This window comes from Pseudomonas sp. NFPP02 (assembly GCF_900119355.1).
Lineage (GTDB): Bacteria > Pseudomonadota > Gammaproteobacteria > Pseudomonadales > Pseudomonadaceae > Aquipseudomonas > Aquipseudomonas paracarnis.
This window is the reverse complement of sequence record NZ_FPJI01000008.1, coordinates 62,731-87,714: the sequence shown is the minus strand read 5'-3', so window position 1 is coordinate 87,714 and position 24,984 is coordinate 62,731. Positions and strand designations below refer to the sequence as shown.

The window sequence follows — 24,984 nt, the reverse complement described above, 5'->3', positions numbered from 1 at the left end:
TTATCCTCTTCAGGCGGTCGCCTTTGATTCCAGGAAGTCCTGGGCGAAACGTTGCAACACGCCACCGGCCTCGTAGATCGACACTTCTTCGGCGGTGTCCAGGCGGCAGGTCACTGGCACCTCGACACGTTCGCCATTCTTGCGGTTGATCACCAGGGTCAGTTGCGCACGCGGGGTGCGCTCGCCGACCACGTCATAGGTTTCACTGCCGTCGATTTGCAGGGTGTGGCGGTCGGTGCCCGGCAGGAACTGCAGGGGCAACACGCCCATGCCCACCAGGTTGGTGCGGTGGATACGCTCGAAGCCTTCGGCGGCAATGGCTTCCACACCGGCCAGGCGTACGCCCTTGGCCGCCCAGTCACGGGACGAGCCCTGGCCATAGTCGGCGCCCGCGATGATGATCAACGGCTGTTTGCGTTCCATGTAGGTTTCAATCGCTTCCCACATCCGCGTGACCTTGCCTTCCGGCTCGATACGCGCAAGAGAGCCCTGCTTGACCTTGCCGTTTTCCTGCACCATTTCGTTGAACAGTTTCGGGTTGGCGAAGGTGGCGCGCTGCGCCGTCAAATGGTCACCCCTGTGTGTCGCGTAGGAGTTGAAGTCGACCTCGGGCAAGCCCATTTTCGCCAGGTATTCACCGGCGGCGCTGTCCAGCATGATCGCGTTGGACGGCGACAGGTGGTCGGTGGTGATGTTGTCCGGCAGCACCGCCAGCGGGCGCATGCCTTTGAGCGGCCGTGCACCGGCCAGCGCGCCTTCCCAATATGGCGGGCGGCGGATATAGGTGCTTTGTGGGCGCCAGTCGTACAGCGGCGTGACCTTGGGCCCGGTGTCTTCGTGAATGGCGAACATCGGGATATACACCGCACGGAATTGCTCGGGTTTCACCGAAGCCTTGACCACCGCATCGATCTCTTCATCGCTCGGCCAGATGTCTTGCAGGCGGATTTCCTTGCCGTCGGCATCCAGGCCGAGCACGTCCTTCTCGATGTCGAAACGGATGGTACCGGCAATCGCATAGGCCACCACCAGCGGCGGCGACGCCAGGAAGGCTTGCTTGGCGTAAGGGTGAATGCGCCCGTCAAAGTTGCGGTTACCCGACAACACCGCGGTGGCGTACAGGTCGCGGTCGATGATCTCTTGCTGGATCACCGGGTCGAGCGCGCCCGACATGCCGTTGCAGGTGGTGCAGGCAAAGGCCACCACGCCAAAACCGAGTTTTTCCAGCTCATGGCCCAGGCCGGCTTCTTCCAGGTACATGGCCACGGTTTTCGAGCCCGGCGCCAAAGACGACTTGACCCACGGCTTGCGGGTCAGCCCCAGCTTGTTGGCGTTGCGTGCCAACAGGCCGGCGGCAATCACGTTGCGCGGGTTGCTGGTGTTGGTGCAACTGGTGATGGCAGCGATGATCACCGCGCCGTCGGGCATTTGCCCCGGCACGTCATCCCATTGGCCAGCGATGCCTTTTGACGCCAGGTCGCGGGTGGCCAGGCGGGCATGGGGGTTGCTCGGGCCGGCCATGTTGCGCACGACGCTGGAGAGGTCGAAGCTCAGACTGCGCTCGTACTGCGCGCCTTTCAGGTCGTCCGCCCACAGGCCAGTGTGACGTGCGTATTGCTCGACCAAGGCGACTTGTTCGTCTTCGCGGCCGGTGAGTTTGAGGTAAGCGATGGTTTGCGCGTCGATGTAGAACATCGCGGCGGTGGCGCCGTACTCCGGGGCCATGTTGGAGATGGTGGCACGGTCACCCAAAGTGAGTGCCGACGCCCCTTCGCCGAAGAACTCCAGCCAGGCGCCGACCACCTTCTGCTGGCGCAGGAATTCGGTGAGCGCCAGCACCATATCGGTGGCGGTGATGCCCGGTTGCAGCTTGCCGGTCAATTCCACGCCCACGCTTTCCGGCAGGCGCATCCACGACGCACGGCCGAGCATCACGCTTTCGGCTTCCAGGCCGCCAACGCCGATGGCGATCACCCCCAGGGCATCCACGTGGGGCGTATGGCTGTCGGTGCCCACGCACGTATCCGGGAAGGCCACACCGTCACGCACTTGAATCACCGGGGACATTTTCTCCAGATTGATCTGATGCATGATGCCGTTGCCCGGCGGGATCACATCGACGTTCTTGAAGGCCTTTTTGGTCCACTCGATAAAGTGGAAACGGTCTTCGTTGCGACGGTCTTCAATGGCGCGGTTTTTTTCGAAGGCTTGCGGGTCAAAACCACCGGCCTCGACGGCCAGGGAATGGTCGACGATCAGTTGGGTAGGCACCACCGGGTTGACCTGCGCCGGGTCGCCGCCTTGCTGGGCGATGGCATCGCGCAGGCCGGCAAGGTCGACCAGAGCGGTCTGGCCGAGGATGTCATGGCACACCACGCGGGCGGGGAACCACGGGAAGTCGAGGTCGCGCTTGCGCTCGATCAGTTGACTCAGGGACGCGTCGAGGGTGGCCGGGTCGCAACGGCGCACCAGGTTCTCGGCGAGCACACGCGAGGTGTAGGGCAACGTGGCGTAGGCGCCGGGGGTGATTGCCTCGACAGCCGCACGGGCGTCGAAGAAATCCAGGCGGCTGCCGGGGAGCGGTTTGCGAAATTCAGTGTTCATCGTCAGGACTCGGTCACGGTAAGTTCGAAAGGTGAACTGTCGACACTGGCTTTGTTTCCTGTGGGAGCTGGCTTGCCTGCGATGGCATCACTGTGGTGTGACAGGTACACCGAGGTGATGCCATCGCAGGCAAGCCAGCTCCCACACACAAGCACATGAGCCAGCGGGCACAGCCCATCCCATTCAGCGTCGTTCGATTGGCACGAACTTGCGCTGCTCAACGCCGGTGTACTCGGCGCTTGGACGGATGATGCGGTTGTTGGCGCGCTGCTCGAACACATGCGCAGCCCAGCCAGTCAGGCGCGAGCATACGAAGATCGGCGTGAACAGCTTGGTCGGGATGCCCATGAAGTGGTACGCCGAGGCATGGTAGAAATCGGCGTTAGGAAACAGCTTCTTCTGTTCCCACATGGTCTTGTCGATGGCTTCGGAGACCGGGAACAACACGGTGTCGCCCACTTCGTCAGCGAGTTTTTTCGACCAGCCCTTGATCACTTCATTGCGCGGATCGCTGTCTTTATAGATCGCGTGGCCAAAGCCCATGATCTTGTCTTTGCGCGCCAACATGCCAAGGGTGCCTTCAACCGCTTCCTGGGCCGAGGAGAAACGTTCGATCATTTCCATCGCCGCTTCGTTGGCACCGCCGTGCAGCGGGCCGCGCAGGGAGCCGATGGCAGCGGTGACGCAGGAATACAGGTCGGACAATGTCGATGCACACACCCGTGCGGTGAAGGTCGAAGCGTTGAATTCGTGTTCGGCGTAGAGGATCAGTGACACGTTCATCACTTTGACGTGCAGCTCGCTCGGTTTCTTGCCATGCAGCAGGTGCAGGAAGTGGCCACCGATGCTCGGCTCGTCGGTCACGCAGTCGATGCGCTGGCCGTCGTGGCTGAAGCGATACCAGTAGCACATGATCGCCGGGAACGCGGCGAGCAGGCGGTCGGTGACATCGCGCTGCACGCTGAAATCTTTCTCCGGCTCGATATTGCCCAGGAACGAGCACCCGGTGCGCATCACGTCCATCGGATGGGCGTCGGCGGGGATGCGTTCGAGCACTTCTTTCAGGGCCTGGGGCAGGTCACGCAGTTTGCTCAGCTTGTTGCTGTAGGCGGCCAGTTCGGCCTGGGTTGGCAATTCACCGTACAGCAGCAGGTAGGCGACTTCTTCAAACTGGGCGTCGGCGGCCAGTTCGCGTACGTCGTAGCCACGGTAGGTCAGGCCGGCGCCGGCCTGGCCCACGGTGGACAGTGCCGTCTGCCCGGCAACCTGGCCACGCAGGCCTGCACCACTCAATACTTTAGCTTCAGCCATGTTCGTTCTCCAATTTTGTAGTTGTTCAGGGAACCACAGGGTTTATTTTTTCGCGGCGAACAGCGCGTCGAGCTTCTGCTCGAAGGTGTGGTAGTCGATGCGATCGTAAAGCTCCATGCGCGTTTGCATGGTGTCGATCACATTCTGCTGCGTACCGTCGCGACGAATCGCGGTGTAGACATTCTCGGCCGCCTTGTTCATGGCACGGAAAGCCGAGAGCGGGTACAGCACAATGGAAACATCCGCAGATTTCAACTGTTCGGTGGTGTACAGCGGTGTGGCGCCGAACTCGGTGATGTTCGCCAGGATCGGCGCCTTCACGCGGGAGGCGAACAGCTTGTACATTTCCAGTTCAGTGATGGCTTCCGGGAACACCATGTCGGCACCGGCCTCGATGCATGCGGCGGCGCGCTCCAGCGCGGACTCCAGGCCCTCGACCGCCAGGGCGTCGGTGCGCGCCATGATCACGAAGCTGTCATCGGTGCGCGCATCCACGGCGGCCTTGATGCGGTCGACCATTTCCTGCTGGGACACGATTTCTTTGTTGGGGCGATGACCGCAGCGCTTGGCGCCCACCTGGTCTTCGATATGGATGGCGGCGGCACCGAACTTGATCATCGACTTGACGGTACGCGCCACGTTGAACGCCGAGGAGCCGAAACCGGTGTCCACGTCCACCAGCAGCGGCAGGTCGCACACGTCGGTAATGCGGCGCACGTCGGTGAGCACGTCATCCAGGCCGGTGATACCCAGGTCCGGCACGCCGAGGGAGCCGGCGGCTACACCGCCACCTGACAGATAAATCGCCTTGAAGCCGGCGCGCTTGGCCAACAGCGCATGGTTGGCGTTGATGGCGCCCACCACTTGCAAGGGCTGTTCACTGGCGACGGCGTCACGGAAACGCTGGCCGGGAGTGCTGTTGTTGTTGGAACTCATGACTCACCTCGTGATGAAGGCGCACCGTCCGGGAAGTGACGGGCAATGTTGCGTTTGGAGGCGCCGATATGCCGGCGCATCAACAGTTCGGCCAGTTCACCGTCGCGATCGGCAATCGCGTCCAGAATGCGGTGATGCTCGGCAAAGGCCTGGCGTGGACGATTGGGGGTGGCGGAGAACTGGATGCGGTACATGCGCACCAGTTGATACAGCTCGCCGCAGAGCATTTGGGTGAGGGTGCGGTTACCGGCACCTTGAATGATGCGGTAGTGAAAATCGAAGTCGCCTTCCTGCTGGTAATAGCCGACACCGGCCTGGAACGCCGCATCCCGTTCGTGGGTGTGCAACACCTGGCGCAGTTCCTCGATCTCTGCGTCAGTCATGCGCTCGGCGGCCAAGCGACAGGCCATGCCCTCCAGGGACTCGCGAATCTCATACAGTTCGACCAGCTCGGCGTGACTCAAAGACACCACGCGTGCGCCGACATGAGGCACCCGCACCAGCAGGCGCTGGCCTTCCAGGCGATGGATCGCTTCGCGCAGCGGGCCGCGACTGATGCCGTAGGTGCGCGCCAGCTCCGGCTCGGAAATCTTGCTGCCGGGGGCGATTTCGCCTTTGACGATGGCGGCCTGGATACGCCGGAAGACGTTCTCTGACATGGTCTGGGAATCGTCTGGTGCCACCGATGGTTTTTCCAGTTGCTCCAGCATATTGTCGACACCTTTAAAATCAATGCCGCAAAAACTAGCCAATAAGCCTCTCACAGTCAAAGAATAAATACACATTGTCGACAATCGTCTAATAACCCCCTCATTCGCTTGCCAAGGCATGGCCGCCTGCCAGCGCTGGCGCCAAAAAAGCATCATGTTAGAATGCCCGCCGCTTTTGCCTGACATCAAATGATGAAAGGGCGCACCCGAGATTGCGCAGCAATGCCAGTCCCCATGAAATGAACAGTGCACTGCCCTGCCTCAGGATTTATGAGACTCAAGCCTTACCTACTAGTGATGTGCCTGCTGTGCATACCGAGCCTTGGCGCTGGCGCCGAGAAGACCGTGTACGGCCTGAATGAATACGCCAAGCTTGCGGGTATCGACCTGGAAGTGGCGGCCAAACTCGACACCGGCGCCAAGACCGCCTCGTTGAGTGCCCGCGATATCAAGCGCTTCAAGCGCAATGGCGAATCCTGGGTACGCTTCTACCTGGCCATCGACACCGCCCATTCCCACCCCATCGAACTGCCCCTGGCGCGTGTCAGCAAGATCAAGCGCCGCGCCGGCGACTACGACCCCGATGAGGACAAGAACTACACCGCCCGCCCAGTGATTGCGCTGGATATCTGCATGGGCAGTGCTTTACGCAGCATCGAAGTGAACTTGACTGACCGCAGCGCATTCCAATACCCGCTGCTGATTGGCTCCGAAGCCTTGAAACGCTTTGATGCGCTGGTCGACCCCAGTCTTAAATATGCAGCAGGCAAACCCGCCTGCGCCGCCGACGCTTAATACCGCCGAGTAAACCGAATGCGCTCTCTGACCCTGCACCTGAAAATCCTGATCACCTTGCTGGTGGTGCTGGGCATTTCGGTCACCGCTTATCAGATCTTCGTGCTGGGAATTCCCGTCACCGAAGATGCCACCGACGACTTGTGGAACATCGACGCCAAGGTCGAGTTCGTCGCCAACCCGAAAGACCCGGTCAAGATCCAGATGTTCGTGCCGCCCTTGAGCCGCGACTTCGTCAGCCTCAATGAGAGCTTTATCTCGAACAACTACGGGGTGAGCGTCAACCGCATCGACGGCAACCGCAAGGTCACCTGGTCGGCGCGTCGGGCCAAGGGCAACCAGACCCTCTATTACCGCCTGGTGCTGACCAAGCGCTACAGCGGCGAAAAGGTCAAGATCAAAGGCCCGACCTTCCGCGACAGCATCGCCGTTGAAGGCCCCGAGAAGATCGCCGCCGAAGCCTTGCTGGCCCCGATCCGCCAGCACTCGGCCGACGTCGAGACCTTTATCAGTGAAGCCATCAAGCGCACCAACAACCTCAACGACGACAATGTGAAGTTGCTGCTGGCCGGCGACCCCTCGACACCGCACAAAGCCAAGATCGTCGAACTGCTGCTGTCCATCGCCCACGTGCCGGTAGAGAAAGTCCACACCATCCGCCTGGTGGCCGACCAGCCGCAAACCCCGGAACTATGGCTGCGCAGTTTCAACGGCAACGACTGGCTGTACTTCAACCCGGAGACTGGTGAACAGGGCCTGCCCGCCGACCGCCTGCTGTGGTGGACCGGCGATGAAAACCTGATCACCGTCGATGGCGGCAAGAAAGCCATGGTGACCTTCAGCCTGAACAACAGCGAGATGAACGCCATCCGCCTGGCCAAGCTGACGGACGAAAACACCGACGCCAACTTCCTCGAATACTCGCTGTACGGCCTGCCGCTGCAAACCCAGCAGACCTTCATGATCATGGTGATGATCCCGATAGGCGTGCTGGTAATCTTGATCCTGCGCAACCTGATCGGCCTGCAGACCCTGGGCACCTTCACCCCCGTACTGATCGCCCTGGCATTCCGCGAGACCCAGTTGGGCTTCGGGATTGTGCTGTTCACGATCATCACGGCACTGGGCCTGTCGCTCCGGTCGTACCTTGAACACCTTAAACTGCAGATGCTGCCGAGGCTGTCGGTGGTGCTGACCTTCGTGGTGGTGCTGATTGCCGCCATCAGCCTGTTCAGCCACAAGCTGGGGCTGGAACGCGGTTTGTCGGTGGCGCTGTTCCCGATGGTGATCCTGACCATGACCATCGAACGCCTGTCGATCACCTGGGAGGAGCGTGGCGCCAACCACGCGCTGAAAGTGGCGATTGGCACGCTGTTCGCTGCGTCCCTGGCGCACCTGATCATGAGCGTGCCGGAGCTGGTTTACTTCGTGTTCACCTTCCCGGCGATCCTGCTGATTCTGGTGGGCTTCATGCTGGCCATGGGTCGCTACCGCGGCTATCGCCTCACCGAGCTGGTGCGTTTCAAGGCGTTCCTGAAGGCTGATTCTTGATGTTCGGCTTCTGGAAGACCTGGAAGGCCCTGGAAGCGCGGGGAATCATGGGCATTAACCGGCGTAATGCCGACTACGTGCTCAAGTACAACAAGCGCAGCCTGTACCCCATCGTGGATGACAAGATCATCACCAAGGAACGGGCCCTGGCGGCCGGCATCCATGTACCGGAAATGTACGGGGTGATCTCCACCGAGAAGGAAATCGACAAGCTCGACGAGATCATCGGCGGGCGCAGCGACTTCGTGATCAAGCCCGCCCAGGGCGCCGGCGGTGACGGCATCCTGGTGGTGGCCGACCGGTTTGAAGGGCGCTATCGCACGGTGTCCGGCAAAATCATCAGCCATGAGGAGATCGAGCACCAGATTTCCAGCATTCTCACCGGCCTGTATTCCCTCGGCGGCCACCGCGACCGCGCGTTGATCGAGTACCGCGTGGTGCCCGACCAGATCTTCAAAAGCATCAGCTATGAAGGCGTGCCGGACATCCGCATCATCGTGCTGATGGGCTACCCGGTGATGGCGATGCTGCGCTTGCCCACCCGCCAGTCCGGCGGCAAGGCCAACCTGCACCAGGGCGCGATCGGCGTGGGTGTAGACCTGGCCACCGGCCTGACCCTGCGCGGCACCTGGCTGAACAACATCATCACCAAGCACCCCGACACCACCAACGCGGTGGATGGCGTGCAACTGCCCAACTGGGACGGTTTCATGAAGCTCGCCGCCGGCTGCTATGAGCTGTGCGGGCTGGGTTATATCGGCGTGGACATGGTGCTGGACCAGGAAAAAGGCCCATTGATCCTTGAGCTGAACGCTCGGCCTGGGCTGAACATCCAGATTGCCAACGATTGCGGCCTGACTTTGCGCACCCATGCGGTGGAGGCACGGCTTGAAGAGCTCAAGGCAGCCGGGGTGACAGAAACCCCCGAGGAACGGGTGAAGTTCGTGCAGGAGATGTTCGGGCATATTCCGCCGGTTGAAGGCTAAGCAGCGCATCGCAGGCAAGCCCGGGCTCGATAGGTGGGAGCTGGTTTGCCTGCGATAGCTTTCTGACAAGCCAGTTGCCCCTCAGGCTATACCCTCTATCGAGCTATCACCGACATCCCCTCTAGGAGCAAGTCCTACAGAGGACTACAATCCCCTCCCCCCCGCCACTGGCTGATTCACCCTCGCATGTCGACCTGCTCCGTTTACCCCTTACCCTACCGGGCCAACCCCGCCGAGTACTTTGCGGCTATTCGCCATGCGCCTGGCGCGGTGCTGCTCGACAGCGGCCGCCCGGCTGCCGAGCGGGGGCGTTATGACCTGCTCAGCGCCTGGCCCGAAGCGACCTTGACGGTTGGGCCGGATGAACGCGGCAGCGATTTCCTGCAACGCCTGCGCGAGAACCTGGCGCAGTTGGGTGAGGCGGCCCTGCCTGCTGGCGTTGAATTGCCATTTGCCGGCGGTTTGATCGGTTACTTGAGCTATGACTTCGGCCGGCACTTGGAACAGGTCTCGCGCCTGGCCGTGGACGACCTGCATCTGCCGGATGCGCGCCTGGGGCTGTATGCCTGGGCACTGGTCAGCGATCACCTGGCGCACACCAGCCAACTGGTGTTTCACCCGGTGCTGGCCGATAGCGAGCGGCAACGTCTGATCGCCCTGTTCAGTCATGCAACAGGTGACACCCCCACCACCTTCAAGCTCCAGGGCACCATGGCGCCGGACCTCAGCGTGGATGCGTACCAGCAGGCCATCCTGCGTATCCAGGATTACATCCAGGCCGGCGACTGCTACCAGGTCAACTTTGCCCAACGCTTTCGTGCGCCGTGCATCGGCGATCCATGGGCAGCCTACTGCGCGCTGCGCGAAGCCTGCCCGACGCCGTTTTCCGGGTTCCAGAGTTTGCCCGATGACGGCGCGGTGCTGAGCCTGTCGCCGGAGCGCTTCGTGCGCATCAGCGAAGGCCAGGTCGAAACCCGCCCGATCAAGGGCACCCGCCCTCGCGGTTTGACACCGGAAGAGGACGCTGCCAACGCCGCTGAGCTGCTCGCCAGCCCCAAGGACCGCGCAGAAAACCTGATGATCGTTGACCTGCTGCGCAACGACCTCGGCCGCAGTTGCCGAATCGGCTCAGTGAAAGTGCCGGAGCTGTTCAGCCTGGAAAGTTACCCCAACGTGCACCACCTGGTGAGCAGTGTCACTGGCATATTGGCCGACGACAAAGACGCCCTCGACCTGATCGCCGGCAGCTTCCCTGGCGGCTCCATTACCGGCGCGCCAAAGATTCGCGCCATGCAGATCATCGATGAGCTGGAGCCCACCCGCCGCGGGTTGTATTGCGGCTCGCTGGTGTACCTGGACGTGCGCGGCGAAATGGACAGCTCCATCGCGATTCGCAGCTTGCTGGTCAAGGATGGGCAGGTGTGTTGCTGGGGTGGCGGCGGGATTGTGGCGGATTCAGAGTGGCAGGCGGAGTATCAGGAGTCGCTGACGAAGGTGCGGGTGTTGTTACAAACGTTGGAAAACCTGTAGGGCACAGCCCCTGCCTAGCGTTCGAGTAGAACGCCATGCGATAGAAAAAGCCTGAATCAGAACCGCTGTGGACGGAATAGACGCTTGCAGATAGCGTCCGGATCGACCGTCCACCGCCACCTGTGAAGGATCACATGAAGCGACTACCTCCTCGTCTGGAAATATTTCCGAGATTGCCTAACCACGCAATCGCACCTATGATCTCCCAAAACGGGAGGTTGAAGCGATGCGGATAATCGCTCTCTCTACCCTACGAATATTCTGGGAAAGCCATTCAGCTTATAGCGACGCCAGAACACCGCTGGTCGAGTGGTATCGGCACATGGAAAAGGCCAATTATCCAACACCGCAAGCACTCAAGGCCGAGCTCAGAACAGCGAGCATTCTTAAGGGCGGCAGGGTCGTGTTCAACGTCGGCGGCAACAAGTATCGAGTGATCATGGCCATCGACTACCAGCGACAACTAGGGTTTATACGGTTCGTGGGGACCCACGCTCAGTACGACCAGATCAACGCGGAGACTGCGTGATGAACATCAAACCTATTCACTCCCAGGAAGACCTGACTGCGGCACTCGTACGAGTCGAGCAGATATGGGGAGCACTACCCGGCTCGCCTGAAGGTGATGAGCTGGAAATCCTGGCAATCCTCATCGAGAAGTACGAAGCCGAGCATTACCCCATGCCCCCTTCGGATCCGGTAGAGACTATCAAGTTTCGCATGGAGCAATTGGGCATGACCGCCCGCGATCTGGAGCCGTTTATCGGCACCAGTGGGCGGGTGTCAGAGGTGCTGAACCACAAGCGCAAGCTGAGCCTGGCGATGATCAAACGCCTGCATGAAGGCTTGCGTATTCCTTATGAGCGCTTGCTGGCCGAGGGTTAGGCGGTGACGGAGCCGACGCCGTCGCGGGCAACCCCGGCTCCCTCCGTTGACCGCGTCGTTTGACGTTACAGGGTCGAAGGTGGGAGCTGGCTTGCCTGCGATGGAGCAATCAGCCGCGCCGCATAACTTACAGGCTCAACTGCCGATTCGACGCCTTGATAAACTCTTTCTTCAGGTCTTCAAACGTATGCACCGCCGGGAACTGCGGGAATTCGCGAATCACATTGTCCGGCGCATGGAACAGAATCCCACGGTCAGCTTCACCCAGCATGCTGGTGTCGTTGTAGGAATCACCGGCAGCGATCACGCGGTAGTAGAGCGTCTTGAATGCCAGCACCGATTGGCGCTTGGGGTCTTTCTGGCGCAGTTGGTAGCTCACCACCCGATCGTTTTCATCGGTGATCAAGCGGTGGCAAAGCAAGGTCGGGAAACCCAGCTGACGCATCAGCGGCTGGGAGAACTCATAGAAGGTGTCGGACAGGATCACCACCTGGAAGCGCTCGCGCAGCCAATTGACGAACTCAATGGCGCCGTCCAGCGGCTTGAGCGTGGCGATAACGGCCTGGATATCGGCCAGCTTGAGCCCATGCTCGTCGAGGATGCGCAGGCGTTGCTGCATCAGCACGTCATAGTCGGGAATGTCGCGGGTGGTGGCGCGCAGGGATTCAATACCGGTTTTTTCGGCGAAGGCGATCCAGATTTCCGGAACCAGCACCCCTTCCAGGTCAAGGCAGGCAATTTCCACACGACACTCCTGTTAGATATTGTTAGTTGAGCGAGCAAAAGAACTGCCGAACTCTAGCGACTCAAGCCAGCCGCCGCAACGCGGGACAGTTTTTGATACCATCGCCCTCCTAGAGAGCGCTCAGCGCCACTGACCTGTAGGAACCGTCCTGATGAACCAAGCCTTCGACGTCGTTGAACTCGCCACGACTTATGCCAACAAGTCTGCCCAGGACATTCTCAAGCTGGCGTTCAGCCAGTTCGGCGATGACTTGTGGATTTCCTTCAGCGGTGCCGAGGATGTGGTCCTGGTGGACATGGCCTGGAAGCTGAACAAAAACGTCAAGGTGTTCAGCCTCGACACCGGCCGCCTGCACCCGGAGACCTACCGGTTTATCGAGCAGGTGCGTGAGTTCTACAAGATCGACATCGAGCTGATCTCGCCAGACCCGAGCAAGCTGGAGCCCTTCGTCAAAGAAAAAGGCCTGTTCAGCTTCTATAAGGACGGCCATGGCGAATGCTGCGGCATCCGCAAGATCGAACCGCTGCGCCGCAAACTCGCAGGCGTCAGCGCCTGGGCCACCGGCCAGCGCCGCGACCAGAGCCCCGGCACTCGCAGCCAGGTGGCGGCGCTGGAAATCGACACGGCGTTCTCCACACCGGAACACACCCTGTACAAGTTCAACCCGCTGGCGCAGATGACCAGCGAAGAGGTCTGGGGCTACATCCGCATGCTGGAGCTGCCGTACAACAGCCTGCATGAGCGCGGCTTCATCAGCATCGGCTGCGAGCCCTGCACCCGGCCGGTACTGCCCCGCCAGCATGAGCGCGAAGGCCGCTGGTGGTGGGAAGAAGCCACGCAGAAGGAATGCGGGCTGCATGCGGGGAATATCATCAGCAAGGCTTGAGCCTCCGATGCCACCGCCTCTGTAGGAGCGAGCTTGCTCGCGAAAAACTCACGGACGCCGCGTTTATTCAGGAAGCCCGCGTTATCGTTGACGTTTTTCGCGAGCAAGCTCGCTCCTACATAAAGCGATATTTGCCTTGGGGGTCGGGTAAACCTGTACACAACCTTGTAACCATAGGTGCCATTTTTGTGTGCAACTTAATGTACAACGCACCAAAACGTAACATCTCCCTGCGCCAATGGCGCTGCATATAAATAACCCTGCAATTAATGAAAAAATAAATACCTGTTCAAACGGTCAACTTATAGTGCCCGTAATTCAGTAAGTTATTCGAAACCTATATAAAAACGAAATTAGCCAAGATTTTCATATATCGAGAATTGGCACGCATATGGCTTAGGCAGAAGTACGCTTTGTATACAATCAATACAAAACCTACATACACTTTGCCATCCGCCGCTTTGCTGCAGATGCGCTGGAGCCTGCCGGAATGCGTACAAGTCTCTCGAACACCCTCGCACTGGATCTGCCCTCCTCCCCCCTGAATCCTGCAGCCACAGGCCCCGGCCCGCTGGTACTCAGCCCGCGCCTGCACAACAAGGACCTGGCGCCCACCAAAGTTGAAGGCCGACGCTGGGGGCGCTATAGCATCTTTGCGCTGTGGACCAATGACGTGCACAACATCGCCAACTATTCATTCGCCATTGGGCTCTATGCCCTGGGCCTGGGCGGCTGGCAAATATTGCTGTCCCTGGGGATCGGCGCAGCACTGGTGTACTTCTTCATGAACTTGTCGGGCTACATGGGGCAGAAGACCGGTGTGCCGTTTCCGGTTATCAGCCGCATCAGTTTTGGCATTCATGGGGCGCAGATTCCGGCGTTGATTCGGGCGGTAATTGCGATTGCCTGGTTTGGGATCCAGACCTACCTGGCCTCGGTAGTTTTCCGCGTGCTGCTGACCGCCATTCATCCAGGCTTTGCCGATTATGACCACGACTCGATTCTCGGCCTGTCGACCCTGGGCTGGGCGTGTTTTGTGGCGATCTGGCTGGTGCAGTTGGTGATCCTCGCCTATGGCATGGAAATGGTACGTCGCTATGAAGGCTTCGCCGGGCCGGTGATACTGCTGACCGTGGCCGCACTGGCCGGCTGGATGTACTTCCAGGCGAACGGGCAGATCGCCTGGTCGATCCGCGAGCCCCTGAGTGGCGGCGAGATGTGGCGCAATATCTTTGCCGGCGGCGCGCTGTGGCTGGCCATCTACGGCACCCTGATCCTCAATTTCTGCGACTTCGCGCGTTCATCGCCGTGCCGCAAGACCATCCAGGTCGGGAACTTCTGGGGCCTGCCGGTCAATATCCTGGTGTTCGCCGCAATTACCGTGCTGCTGTGCGGCGGACAGTTCCAGCTCAATGGCCGCGTGATCGAAAGCCCGACCGAAATCATCGCGGCGATCCCCAACACCTTTTTTCTGGTGCTCGGCTGCCTCGCTTTCCTGATCGTCACCGTGGCGGTGAACATCATGGCCAACTTCGTCGCCCCGGCCTTTGTACTGAGCAACCTGGCGCCCAAGTACCTGAACTTCCGGCGCGCCGGGTTGATCAGCGCCTTCGTTGCCGTGCTGATCCTGCCGTGGAACCTCTATAACAGCCCACTGGTGATCGTGTATTTCCTCTCTGGCCTCGGCGCGCTGCTGGGGCCGTTGTACGGGGTGATCATGGTCGATTACTGGCTGATTCGTAGAAGCCAGGTGGATGTACCGCAGTTGTACAGCGAAGACCCCCAAGGCATTTATTACTACAGCCGCGGGGTGAATATGCGTGCGGTGGCCGCGTTCATTCCGGCGGCAGTGATCGCCATCCTGCTGGCGCTGTTGCCGGGGTTTGCCAGCGTCTCGCCGTTTTCCTGGTTGTTTGGCGCCGGCATTGCCGGGTTGCTGTACCTGCTGATTGCCAAGCGTCAACCGCACTACGCCGATGTCAGCGGCGAAAGCATTGCCGTCGATAACGTCAGTCATTAAACAAGGACTTTCCATGCGTATCCTCGTGGTCAACGTCAACACCACCGAATCCATCACCGACACCATTGCCCAGCAAGCACGGGCCGTGGCTTCACCGGGCACCGAGATTGTCGGGCTCACCCCGTACTTCGGCGCAGAATCGGTGGAAGGCAACTTTGAAAGTTATCTGGCAGCCATCGCCGTGATGGATCGGGTCATGGCCTACGACCAGCCCTTTGATGCGGTGATCCAGGCCGGCTATGGCGAACATGGCCGTGAAGGCCTGCAGGAACTGCTCAATGTACCGGTGGTGGATATCACCGAAGCGGCGGCCAGCACCGCGATGTTCCTGGGGCACGCCTACTCGGTGGTGACCACCCTGGACCGCACTGTGCCGCTGATTGAAGACCGGCTGAAACTCGCCGGCCTCTACCAGCGTTGTGCTTCGGTGCGCGCCAGCGGCATGGCGGTGCTGGAACTGGAAGAAGACCCGCTGGGCGCCATGGAGGCCATCGTGCGCCAGGCCGAACTGGCCATCCGCGACGACAAGGCCGAGGTGATCTGCCTGGGCTGCGGCGGCATGGCAGGGCTGGATGAGCAGATCCGTCAGCGCACCGGGGTTCCGGTGGTGGACGGGGTAACGGCGGCGGTGATGGTGGCCGAGTCGTTGGTGCGGTTGGGGTTGTCGACCTCGAAGGTCAGAACTTATGCGACACCGCGGCCGAAGAAGGTCATCGGCTGGCCGGGCAAATTCGGGCGGTAGACCGATGCGCCTGCATCGCGGGCAAGCCCGGCTCCCACATTGGATTGCGATCACTGTGGGAGCCGGGCTTGCCCGCGACGGCCACGACTCGATGCAAGGCCCTGCTCAGATAGCACTGAACCGTTGAGCCAGTTTCTGCTCGGCGAACTGCTCAATAATAAAATCCACAAACGCCCGCGTCTTGCCCGGCAGCAATTTATGCTCGGCGTAGTAGATGGAAATATTGCCGTCGTCCACATACCAATCGGGTAACACTCGCACCAACGCACCGCTGTCCAGGAACGGCACCGCCATCGGCATACTCACCAGCGCGATGCCAAGGCCCTGGGCACTGGCGCAGCAAGCGGCTTCGGAGTCGCTCATGGTCATCGCTGGTTTCAGCACTAGAGGGCTGTGCTCGCGCTCACGATGGGTCAGTTGCCATGAACGCACCCGGCCTGTCTGCGGCGAGCGGATCAAGATGCCAAGGCAGTGCGACAGGTCGTCGGGCGCCCGTACCGGCAAGCACCGCGCCAGGTAATCCGGCGACGCCACCAGCACCCGGTGCGCCGGGGTCAACTTGCGCGCAACCACGCCTTGGGGCAGCTCAAACCCGCCGCCAATGGCCGCATCGAAGCCTTGCCCGATCAGGTCGACCTGGCGGTTATCGAAATGCCAGTCCGGGCTGATATCCGGATAGCGCCGCATAAATTCGCCCAGCAACGGCACCACGTACCGGTTACCGAACACTGGCCCCATGCTGACCTTGAGCGTGCCCACCGGCCGCCCTTCGGCACTGGCCAGGTTGGCGACCGCATTCTGGATGGTGGTGAGGCTGCCGCTGACTTCCGCCAGGAACATCTTGCCGGCTTCGGTCAGCGCCAGACGCCGAGTGCTGCGCTGGAACAGCCGCACACCGAGGCGCGCCTCCAACTTGGCAACGCTTTTACCCACCGCAGCCGGGGTCAGGCTCAGGTGCCGAGCAGCCTCGGCAAAGCTGCCACCCTCGGCGCTGCGCACAAAGCATTCGATACTGCCAAAGCTTTCCATATCGCCACACTCTAAACTTTTGGTTTACACAGACTATAGCAACCACGGGCTACCGAGCAGCGCGGGTGAGGTCGATACTCGCTCCATCAACTACCTCGGAGATCGACATGACCACACACAACCTCACCGGCAAAGTCGCCTTGATTCAAGGCGGTTCCCGCGGCATCGGCGCCGCCATCGTCAAGCGCCTCGCCGCCCAGGGGGCAGCGGTTGCCTTTACCTACGTCAGCTCGGCCGCCAAGGCTGAAACACTGCAGAACGAGGTGATCAGCGCAGGGGGGCAGGCTCTGGCGATACACGCCGACAGCGCCGATGCCACGGCGATTCGCGCTGCGGTCAACGCCACGGTCGAGGCGTTTGGACGCCTGGATATCCTGGTGAATAATGCCGGCGTGCTGGCCATCGCGCCGCTGGAAGACTTCAAGCTGGAAGACTTCGACCAGACCCTGGCGATCAACGTACGCAGCGTGTTTATCGCCACCCAGGAAGCCGCCAAACACATGGGTGAAGGCGGCCGCGTGATCAATATCGGCAGCACCAACGCCGAGCGTATGCCGTTCGGTGGCGGCGGCCCTTATGCGATGAGCAAGGCGGCACTGGTGGGGTTGACCAAGGGATTGGCGCGGGATCTGGGGCCACGTGGCATCACCATCAACAACGTGCAGCCTGGGCCGGTGGACACCGATATGAACCCGGCGAACAGTGATTTTGCCGAAAGTCTGATCGGGTTGATGGCGGTAGGTCGGTATGGGCATGTGGAGGAGATTGCCAGTTTTGTGGCCTATCTGGCCGGGCCGGAAGCCGGCTATATCACTGGCGCCAGCCTGACCATCGATGGTGGTTTCAGCGCCTGATTTTGCAAAACCGCAAACCAAATGTGGGAGCGGGCTTGCTCGCGAATACGGTGAGTCAGTTGATAAATCTACTGACTGACACCCTGCATTCGCGAGCAAGCCAGCTCCCACATTTTTGACCGCGCGGGGTCAGGCCATGGGGGGCAAGCCGTAGGCGGCCAAATCAAAGTCGGCGAGCTTGCGAATAATCTGGTCAGCATGCTGGTACTTGCTGTCAGCCATCGCCTCATCGGGCACCGCAATAGCGGTCATGTGCGCAGCCTTAGCGGCCGTCACGCCGAAAGGCGAATCTTCGAACACCAGACAATCCTCAGGCGCTACACCCAACCGGCGCGCGGCGGTGAGGAAGATATCCGGCGCGGGCTTGGCAGCGCCTACTTCCGGGTCGTCAGCGGTGACGATGGTGTCGAACAGGCCAAACCATTCACGGTGCAGGGTGGTCTTGTGGCCAAACGAGTTACGCGATGAACTGGTGCCCACCGCAATCGGAATATTGTGCGCCTTCAAATGCCGCACCAACGCCTCGGCGCCGGGCATGCCCTGGGCCTTGGGAAAGCGCTCGCTCATCAGCGGTTCGCGTATTTCCAGAAACTCGGCGGGCGTGATCGGCAGGTCCAGGGCCTTGACCACGTAATCGGCCAAATCCTGGGCACCCCGCCCGATGATGTGCTGCTTGATGCTCCAGTCGTAGGTACGACCATAGCGTTCGGCAATGATCTGCGTGACTTCGGTGTAGATGCCTTCGGTATCCAGCAACAACCCGTCCATATCGAAAATAACGGCTTTGATCGGGACAGCGGTACGCGGTGCATTCATCACAACACAACCTTGGGGCGAGGACTAAAAGGATTCAGCACAATAACGGCCCTCATTGCCGGCAAGCAACCTTCGTGGGCCTTCCGTTGATTCATACCACGCAACAGTTTTACCCGTCGGCGCTGACGGCGGCCGTCTAGGGTTTGAAAGGAAAACGTCATGACCCGTTGACGCGGATCTGAAAATACCGATTGCAAACCTTATAAAAGACTTATTAACCTCCCATGAATTCAATCCAATGGACGCGAAAAGCCGTCAAACAATTGCTTCGGTTGCATTCGTATCATCAGCAACAGGTACGCGATGCCGTGTCCGCTCTTGAACACATGCCCGATGCAATCAACGTCAAGGCGCTGGTTAACCATCCTCACAGCTCTCGCTTGCGGGTAAGTCATTACCGGGTCCTTTTCGACTGGGACGGCAGCATCCAGGTCGTCAGCATCCAAGAGGTTAAAAAACGTGACGAGCGAACCTACTGCCGTACAGATCATCCACAATACGCAGGGCGAGCCAGCCTATGTGGTGATTCCCTATGAACACTATGTGGCGCAGCAAAACGATCCAAACCTGATACCCCATGCGGTAGTCAGCCGCCTGGTGGATGGCGCAACACCTATTCGCGCGTGGCGCGAGCATCTGAGCCTGACCCAGGAAGAAGTCGCCAAACGCCTGGGTATTTCACAATCGGCATTTGCCCAGCAGGAAGCGGTCAGCAAACCCCGCCGCACCACGCGAGAAAAGATAGCCAAAGCGTTCGGTATCAATGCCAGTCAACTGGAGCTATAACGGCGCGCTGCAAAAATTCACGTACCCCTTCACCTCACATCGAGCTCAAACATGCTCTACCGCCTAGCCGCCGACGGCCTCGTGCTGTTCCACCTGGCCTTTATCCTGTTCGTGCTGTTCGGCGGCCTGCTCACCCTGAAGTGGCCCAGGGTAATGTGGCTGCACCTGCCCGCCGTTGCCTGGGGCATCGCGGTAGAGGTGCTGCACCTGCCCTGCCCACTCACCCGTTGGGAAAACCTGTTTCGCCACTTGGCCGGGCAGGATGGTTATGGCGGTGGGTTTATCGAGCATTACATTCTGACGATGATCTACCCAGCCGGGCTGACTGCGAATACTCAATTAGTGCTGGGGGCCGTGGTGGTGGTGGTCAACCTCGCCGTGTATGCACGCCTGATCAAACGCAAGTAGGCAGGCAACCCAGGCCAACCAGGGTGGCCTCCACCGCCTGTTCCAGCGGTGTGTGGGGCTCATGGCCGAGCGTCGCGAGCAGGCGCTGGTTATCCAGGCGCAACGGTGTTTGCCACAGGTAGCGCATCTCCTGCATCTCACGCACGGTGACGACAAAAGGCGCCGCCCAGTTCAACAACCACCAGGGAAACGCGCCGACCCTGGGTTGCTGGCCCGTCCTGCGCAGCACCACACGCTGGATCGTCTTAGCCATCTGCGTACCGTCCGCATCCATGTACCCAGCCATATGAAAGCAGGCGAAGGCGCCAAGACTGGCACGACGCTCAATCAACTCAAGCATTGTACGCGCTACGTCCGGCAGATAAGCCCATTGATGGGCCACGCCGTAATCGCCTGGGTAGCGGATGGTGTGCACCGGTTTGCCGGGTTTGACCAAGCCTTGGGCAAACCAGTTATTGGCCACCCTGGCGCCGAAAAAATCCCCAGCGCGCAAAATCACCACCCGGGCGCCCTGAGTGGAAGCGGCTCGCAAGCGCTGCTCCATCTGCACACGGATCGCGCCCTTGCGAGTCAGCGGGTGCTGGGGTGAGTCTTCGTGCAGCACAGGGAATGCATCCGGCCCGAAGTTGTAGACCGTGCCGGGCAGCACGACTGTCGCGCCTTCGCAGATGGCCGCCGCAATGGAGTTGTCGATCATCGGCAACACCCACTCGGCCCATTTGCGATAACCCGGCGGATTGACGCCGTGCACGATTACCGCGCAGCCCCGGGCGGCCGCGATCACGTCGTCGCGATTCAGGGCATCGCCTTTTAGCCACGTAAAAACAGGATTTTGGCTGCGAGCCTTGATCAGATCCCGAGTCAACGCCCGCACCTCCCAGCCCGCCGCGCTCAACTGCCGCGCCACTTCGCCACCAATGCCACCGGTTGCACCCAAAACCAGAACCTTGCTCATCACCCTCTCCCACTGTTGGTTGATGAGGGTATGTTGGATGCGGAACAGCTATAGAGGAATTGCCCAAGGGTATCGAGCCGCTATACATTTATGTATGGCTACGAATATCGGTTGGGAGCTTTACCGGTCATTTCTCGGTGTACTCAAGGAAGGATCGCTGTCGGGGGCCGCACGGCAGCTCGGCATCACCCAACCCACGGTAGGGCGGCACATCGCCGCGCTGGAAACGGCGCTGGGCGTCGTGTTGTTCACCCGCTCGCCCTCAGGCTTATTACCCACTACGGTCGCCCACACACTGCGGGCGCATGCAGAAACCATGGCGCGTACCGCCGCCGCCCTTGAACGCGCCGCCTCGTCCCAAGGCGATGAGGTGCGCGGCGTGGTACGAGTATCGGCCAGTGAAGTGGTGGGTGTGGAGGTACTGCCGCCGATCATCACGCAATTGCGCCGGGAACACCCGCACCTGAAGGTGGAACTGGTGCTGACCAACCGCTTGAGCGACCTGCTGCAGCTGGAAGCCGACATTGCCGTGCGCATGGTGCGCCCCAGCCAGGAGCAGCTGCTGGCGCGGCGTATCGGCCTGATCGAAGTCGGCCTGCATGCCCGTGACGATTACCTGCAGCAACACGGCATCCCCCAACACATGCACGACCTGGCCGGCCACTCCGTCATCGGCTTTGATCAAGCCACTGCATTTATCCGCAGCCTGGCAATCAAGGGTTTTGAGCGCAACGCCTTCGCCATCAGTAGCGACAGCGACCTGGCGCAACTGGCAATGATCCGCGCCGGTGCCGGCATCGGTGGGTGCCAGGTACAACTGGCCCAGCGCGACCCACGTCTGCGCCGAGTGCTGCCTGACGGCTTCGCGTTTAAAATGGACACTTGGGTCAGCATGCACGAAGACCTGCGCAACAGCCCACGCTGCCGGGTGACATTCGATGCACTGGTGGCAGGTTTGCAGCGTTACGTACAGGCTTGAGACAGCTGCGCTGGTGAACAATCAGCGCACCTCAATCCGTTCGCGGTCGCCCCATGTCCGAAGCCTTCGAAGTTCCCAGCCCCCACGAAAAACACCTTGAACACACCACCGAGCATGCTCACGGCCGCGGCGATAGCTTTGCCAGTCGTATCGCCGTGATGACCGCGATCATGGCGACCGTCGGTGCCATGCTCAGCTATCAGGCCGGCTCCAGCGAAAGTGAAGCTGCGATGGACAAGAACAACGCCGCCATCATCAAGACCGAAGCCGCTAACCAGTGGAACTACTACCAGGCCAAATCCAGCCGCCAGAACCTGGCAGAACTGGCCAGCCATATTCCCGGCGTGGATGCGGCGCATTACCAGGCGGAGATCGAGCGCTACAAGCGCCAGAAGGAAGAAGTGCGTAAACAGGCCGAAACGCTTGAGGCCACTTCACGGGACTGGGACCACAAATCCGAGGAAGCGCTGCACCAGCACCATCGCTGGGCCCAGGCGATGACGGCGATTCAGATCGCGATTTCATTGGCGGCGATTACCCTGCTCACGCGCAAGGAATGGCTCAAACGCATGTCGTACACCGCCGGCGGGGTGGCGGTGATGTTGGGTGGCCTGGCGTGGCTGCATCTCTGACACGCCGAAGAATAAATGTGGGCGCTGTCGAGCCCCAACCAGGCTGCAATGGGATCACCGCGCAGTACCCGCCAGACTGCGACCCAGCCTCGCTGATTGATTTCAATCTGCCAACTGAGCGCTTAGAGTGTCGCCCCCCCGAGAATTGAATCTCGAGATTGAACCTATGGAGTTATGAGTGAAATACGTCAGTAAAGTCGTTGCAGCAGCCGTACTTAGTTTCACCCTGGCAGGTTGCACCGGCACCGCCATGAAAACCCAGCAATACGACGCCAGCCAATACACCGTCCTCGGCCACAGCGAAGCCAGCGCCACCGGCATCATGCTGCTGGGCGTCATCCCCATCGGCCAGAACAACCGCTTCGTACGCGCCCAGGATGCAGCCATCAAGGCCAAGGGCGGCGACGCGTTGATCAACACACAAGTGCAGGAAAAGTGGTTCTGGGCTTGGGTATTGAACGGTTACACCACCAAAATCTCCGGTGATGTGATCAAGCTGAAAACCGCGCAATAAAGTACGAAATTGCCAGGGCGCTGACCCCGGCAAGCGACGTATCATGGGCCTGACTTTCGAGGATGGCCCATGAACCTCAGCATCATTTACGCCCTCGCGGCCGCCGCCCTGTTCGGCGCCAGCACCCCGCTCGCCAAAAGTCTTGGCCTGGGCCTCTCGCCCATCCTGCTCGCCGGCCTGCTCTACCTCGGCAGCGGCATTGGCCTTGCCGGTGTGCGCTTGATCCGTGATCGCGGCTGGAAACCTACCGGGCTAACCCCATCGGAATGGCCCTGGCTACTTGGCGCCATCGCCTTCGGCGGCCTCCTCGGCCCCGTTGCACTGATGTTCGGCCTGACCCGCACCACCAGCGCCAGCGCCTCCCTGATGCTCAACCTTGAATCGGTACTGACCGCCGTGATCGCCTGGGTCGTGTTCCGCGAAAACGCCGACCGACGCATCGTCCTCGGCATGCTTGCCATTGTGTTGGGCGGCGTGGTGTTGTCGTGGTCCGGTGCTGACAGCAGCCATCAGGACTGGACCGGACCGCTCGCCGTTGCGCTGGCGTGTTTGTGCTGGGGCATTGATAACAACCTGACGCGCAAGGTGTCGGCGTCTGACGCGCTCTTTATCGCTGGCGCCAAGGGTTTGATTGCGGGGTTGGTGAATTGCAGCCTGGCGCTTTACCTGGGGGCGCAGATTCCGGGCATGGCGCAACTGGCGCCGATTCTACTGGTAGGTTTCCTCGGCTATGGCATCAGCCTGGTGATGTTCGTGCTGGCCCTCCGCGGGCTGGGCAGCGCGCGTACCGGCGCTTACTTCTCCACGGCACCCTTTCTCGGTGCTGCAGTGGCGTTACTGGTGTTTGGCGAGTCGGTGACCGTCGCCTTCTGGATTGCCTCGGCGCTGATGGCCGTGGGCGTGTGCCTGCACCTGACGGAGCGGCATGCCCATGAGCATGTGCATGAGGCAACGCAACATGGGCACTGGCATGTGCATGATGAGCATCATCAGCATGAGCATGGGTTTGAGTGGGACTCAAAGGTGCCTCATAGCCATGAGCATGCACATGGAGTGATGAGGCATAGCCATGCGCACTTTCCGGATGTGCATCATCGGCATAGGCATTGAGGGCGGGCTTAGGCATAGGGTGTGACGTCATGGGGCCGCAGACTGAAAGGCCAGACAACTGAGCTGATAAAAGTTGTACCTTTCAAACCCCAGAAATCACAAAACCCCTGGTTTCTTTCGAAACCAGGGGTTTTGTTTACATCGAATTTGGCGGTGAAGGAGAGATTCGAAACTACCCGCAAAGTAACTTTCATTATGCAAGTTCCCGTATTACGCGGGCTGTAGAGGTGCGAGCGCTCTAAAAAATCGACTCTTTTAGTCCCATGGCGGTCCCATGAGTTTTGCACCACATTGGTGCGATAGAGTTGAGATGGGGTGAAAAATGGCACGCGGGCCGTTTTATGTTGAGGCATGGGAAAAAGGTAATATTGGTAATAAGCTTGATAAAAATGAATAAAACCCTTTATTTTCAATGAGTTGATGATTTTTCAGAAAGGTAATAATTAGGTAATTTATGGGTTAGGTCATTACCTTTTTATCGGGTAATTCTCGACAGGCTCAATCCCCAGCAAAACCGGGCACTTCGGCGAATATTACCTTTGCCATTACCCAATATTACCCTTCCAGGTAATGCGTCAAACCCACGGATTACAAGGGCTTCAGCAGGTGTAATGCCTTTCCTAACCAAAATTACCTTTTTCCCAGCCCTGGTTCCAAAATAGCCATCTGTTAGGCGAATCCTGCTGCTTTGGGCTAGGCTGAGATTTCACGAGAGGAACGTTCGTATGACGCATGAATATCCGCTTTCGGATGTGCTTGGAAGGATGTATGAAAATCAGTTGGCCCTTGAAGCGGCATTGATGGAGCTAACGCTTCGCCTAGAAGAACAAGGCTCAGTCGAAGCCGGTGGAAACGTGCGTGGCGCCTTAGAGACGATTGGTGAAAACGCCGGCCATATCAAGCAAGGTTTGGCCCGCCTCAAACGGCAAGAAACCAGTTAGGGTCAAGACAGGTTTTGAAATCCCCTTTCATCGCTGACCCCTTGCACCTGGCGGCCTAGGGCAGCTTTTCGATGGAATCGAAGGTAATGGTTAGGGTAGGAACTCGATCTATCGCGTTTCGGAAAATACCCGTACTCCTACATTTTTCTCTTTCTTGAGCAATGAATCCAGGGCCTACAGCCCTGCCCCGTTCGTAATCGCTTGCTACATCGCTGTGCAACCGCTCTGCATTTCTCTTCGAAACTTTGCAATCTGTGAA

General features: G+C 59.8%; 25 protein-coding genes and 1 pseudogene. 18 read left to right on the top strand and 8 right to left on the bottom strand.

Translation table 11 applies throughout. From position 1 onward, the window contains the following. Positions 1–9: 9 nt before the first annotated feature. From acnD to BT204_RS15485, 4 genes are all read right to left on the bottom strand, one after another. On the bottom strand, positions 10–2,604 hold the full coding sequence (gene acnD / locus BT204_RS15500; protein WP_072447394.1) for a Fe/S-dependent 2-methylisocitrate dehydratase AcnD: 2,595 nt from the start codon (positions 2,602–2,604) through the stop codon (positions 10–12). Positions 2,605–2,787: 183 nt separating this feature from the next. Further along, positions 2,788–3,915 (bottom strand): bifunctional 2-methylcitrate synthase/citrate synthase, encoded by a 1,128-nt coding sequence (gene prpC, locus BT204_RS15495; RefSeq protein WP_014719499.1) that lies wholly within the window; start codon positions 3,913–3,915, stop codon positions 2,788–2,790. Positions 3,916–3,957: 42 nt separating this feature from the next. After that, positions 3,958–4,851 (bottom strand): methylisocitrate lyase, encoded by an 894-nt coding sequence (prpB, locus tag BT204_RS15490; protein ID WP_003193320.1) that lies wholly within the window; start codon positions 4,849–4,851, stop codon positions 3,958–3,960. Further along, entirely contained in the window at positions 4,848–5,561 is a 714-nt protein-coding gene (locus BT204_RS15485; RefSeq protein ID WP_014719500.1) for a GntR family transcriptional regulator, read from the bottom strand. The genes prpB and BT204_RS15485 overlap by 4 nt, the downstream gene beginning before the upstream one ends. Before the next feature lie 270 nt (positions 5,562–5,831). Here BT204_RS15485 and BT204_RS15480 point away from each other — a divergent pair, with 270 nt between their 5' ends. The 6 genes from BT204_RS15480 to BT204_RS15455 all read left to right on the top strand — a co-directional run bounded on the left by BT204_RS15480 (position 5,832) and on the right by BT204_RS15455 (position 11,308). Continuing rightward, on the top strand, positions 5,832–6,356 hold the full coding sequence (locus BT204_RS15480; RefSeq protein ID WP_014719501.1) for a retropepsin-like aspartic peptidase RloA: 525 nt from the start codon (positions 5,832–5,834) through the stop codon (positions 6,354–6,356). A gap of 18 nt (positions 6,357–6,374) precedes the next feature. Continuing rightward, the gene (locus BT204_RS15475) at positions 6,375–7,907 is read left to right on the top strand and encodes an osmotic stress tolerance membrane protein RloB (RefSeq protein WP_003193324.1); all 1,533 of its coding nucleotides are present in this window, start codon (positions 6,375–6,377) and stop codon (positions 7,905–7,907) included. Beyond that, positions 7,907–8,893, top strand: a complete 987-nt coding sequence (locus tag BT204_RS15470; RefSeq protein WP_003193326.1) for an alpha-L-glutamate ligase-like protein — start codon at positions 7,907–7,909, stop codon at positions 8,891–8,893. Before BT204_RS15475 ends, BT204_RS15470 begins: the two co-directional genes overlap by 1 nt. A 186-nt stretch (positions 8,894–9,079) precedes the next feature. Further along, positions 9,080–10,423: an aminodeoxychorismate synthase component I gene (gene pabB / locus BT204_RS15465; protein ID WP_072447392.1), complete on the top strand. Its 1,344-nt coding sequence runs from the start codon at positions 9,080–9,082 to the stop codon at positions 10,421–10,423. Between the two features lie 226 nt (positions 10,424–10,649). Then, on the top strand, positions 10,650–10,952 hold the full coding sequence (locus tag BT204_RS15460) for a type II toxin-antitoxin system HigB family toxin (protein WP_032903090.1): 303 nt from the start codon (positions 10,650–10,652) through the stop codon (positions 10,950–10,952). Next, the gene (locus tag BT204_RS15455) at positions 10,952–11,308 is read left to right on the top strand and encodes a helix-turn-helix domain-containing protein (protein WP_072447390.1); all 357 of its coding nucleotides are present in this window, start codon (positions 10,952–10,954) and stop codon (positions 11,306–11,308) included. Before BT204_RS15460 ends, BT204_RS15455 begins: the two co-directional genes overlap by 1 nt. Positions 11,309–11,435: 127 nt before the next feature. Here BT204_RS15455 and thrH read toward each other — a convergent pair whose 3' ends face one another. Next, complete coding sequence (gene thrH, locus BT204_RS15450; RefSeq protein ID WP_014719505.1) at positions 11,436–12,053, bottom strand: bifunctional phosphoserine phosphatase/homoserine phosphotransferase ThrH; 618 nt, start codon at positions 12,051–12,053, stop codon at positions 11,436–11,438. A gap of 151 nt (positions 12,054–12,204) precedes the next feature. On the opposite strand from thrH, the gene BT204_RS15445 reads away from it, so the two are divergent. From BT204_RS15445 to BT204_RS15435, 3 genes are all read left to right on the top strand, one after another. Further along, complete coding sequence (locus BT204_RS15445; protein ID WP_072447388.1) at positions 12,205–12,939, top strand: phosphoadenylyl-sulfate reductase; 735 nt, start codon at positions 12,205–12,207, stop codon at positions 12,937–12,939. A 490-nt stretch (positions 12,940–13,429) separates the two neighbouring features. Further along, on the top strand, positions 13,430–14,959 hold the full coding sequence (locus tag BT204_RS15440) for an NCS1 family nucleobase:cation symporter-1 (RefSeq protein ID WP_057976279.1): 1,530 nt from the start codon (positions 13,430–13,432) through the stop codon (positions 14,957–14,959). A gap of 13 nt (positions 14,960–14,972) precedes the next feature. Further along, positions 14,973–15,701 (top strand): aspartate/glutamate racemase family protein, encoded by a 729-nt coding sequence (locus BT204_RS15435; protein ID WP_054897200.1) that lies wholly within the window; start codon positions 14,973–14,975, stop codon positions 15,699–15,701. A 105-nt stretch (positions 15,702–15,806) separates the two neighbouring features. Here BT204_RS15435 and BT204_RS15430 read toward each other — a convergent pair whose 3' ends face one another. Next, positions 15,807–16,730, bottom strand: a complete 924-nt coding sequence (locus BT204_RS15430) for a LysR family transcriptional regulator (protein WP_054897201.1) — start codon at positions 16,728–16,730, stop codon at positions 15,807–15,809. A gap of 107 nt (positions 16,731–16,837) precedes the next feature. On the opposite strand from BT204_RS15430, the gene BT204_RS15425 reads away from it, so the two are divergent. Beyond that, positions 16,838–17,584, top strand: a complete 747-nt coding sequence (locus tag BT204_RS15425) for a 3-oxoacyl-ACP reductase family protein (protein ID WP_054897202.1) — start codon at positions 16,838–16,840, stop codon at positions 17,582–17,584. Between the two features lie 129 nt (positions 17,585–17,713). On the opposite strand, the gene BT204_RS15420 is transcribed toward BT204_RS15425, so the two are convergent. Next, on the bottom strand, positions 17,714–18,400 hold the full coding sequence (locus BT204_RS15420) for an HAD-IA family hydrolase (protein ID WP_054920599.1): 687 nt from the start codon (positions 18,398–18,400) through the stop codon (positions 17,714–17,716). A gap of 224 nt (positions 18,401–18,624) precedes the next feature. On the opposite strand from BT204_RS15420, the pseudogene BT204_RS15415 reads away from it, so the two are divergent. The 3 genes and pseudogenes from BT204_RS15415 to BT204_RS15405 form a co-directional block, all read left to right on the top strand. Continuing rightward, a pseudogene (locus tag BT204_RS15415) lies at positions 18,625–18,876 on the top strand (type II toxin-antitoxin system RelE/ParE family toxin); the annotation flags it as partial. Next, a complete protein-coding gene (locus BT204_RS15410) occupies positions 18,860–19,186 on the top strand; it encodes a helix-turn-helix domain-containing protein (RefSeq protein ID WP_014719512.1) in 327 nt (108 codons plus the stop codon). The pseudogene BT204_RS15415 and the gene BT204_RS15410, both read left to right, overlap by 17 nt. A 51-nt stretch (positions 19,187–19,237) precedes the next feature. After that, on the top strand, positions 19,238–19,594 hold the full coding sequence (locus tag BT204_RS15405) for a DUF2784 domain-containing protein (protein ID WP_014719513.1): 357 nt from the start codon (positions 19,238–19,240) through the stop codon (positions 19,592–19,594). On the opposite strand, the gene BT204_RS15400 is transcribed toward BT204_RS15405, so the two are convergent. Then, a complete protein-coding gene (locus BT204_RS15400) occupies positions 19,581–20,549 on the bottom strand; it encodes an NAD-dependent epimerase/dehydratase family protein (RefSeq protein WP_054897204.1) in 969 nt (322 codons plus the stop codon). The genes BT204_RS15405 and BT204_RS15400 overlap by 14 nt on opposite strands. Positions 20,550–20,643: 94 nt before the next feature. Between BT204_RS15400 and BT204_RS15395 the strand changes: the two genes are divergently transcribed. The 5 genes from BT204_RS15395 (at position 20,644) to BT204_RS15375 (ending at position 24,725) form a co-directional block, all read left to right on the top strand. Then, positions 20,644–21,528: a LysR family transcriptional regulator gene (locus BT204_RS15395; RefSeq protein WP_014719515.1), complete on the top strand. Its 885-nt coding sequence runs from the start codon at positions 20,644–20,646 to the stop codon at positions 21,526–21,528. A 53-nt stretch (positions 21,529–21,581) separates the two neighbouring features. Then, complete coding sequence (locus tag BT204_RS15390) at positions 21,582–22,160, top strand: DUF4337 domain-containing protein (protein ID WP_003193347.1); 579 nt, start codon at positions 21,582–21,584, stop codon at positions 22,158–22,160. A gap of 178 nt (positions 22,161–22,338) precedes the next feature. Then, a complete protein-coding gene (locus tag BT204_RS15385) occupies positions 22,339–22,674 on the top strand; it encodes a hypothetical protein (RefSeq protein WP_054897205.1) in 336 nt (111 codons plus the stop codon). Between the two features lie 69 nt (positions 22,675–22,743). Continuing rightward, positions 22,744–23,784 (top strand): DMT family transporter, encoded by a 1,041-nt coding sequence (locus tag BT204_RS15380; RefSeq protein ID WP_072447384.1) that lies wholly within the window; start codon positions 22,744–22,746, stop codon positions 23,782–23,784. Positions 23,785–24,509: 725 nt separating this feature from the next. Continuing rightward, positions 24,510–24,725 (top strand): hypothetical protein, encoded by a 216-nt coding sequence (locus tag BT204_RS15375; RefSeq protein ID WP_038451147.1) that lies wholly within the window; start codon positions 24,510–24,512, stop codon positions 24,723–24,725. Positions 24,726–24,984: the final 259 nt, after the last annotated feature.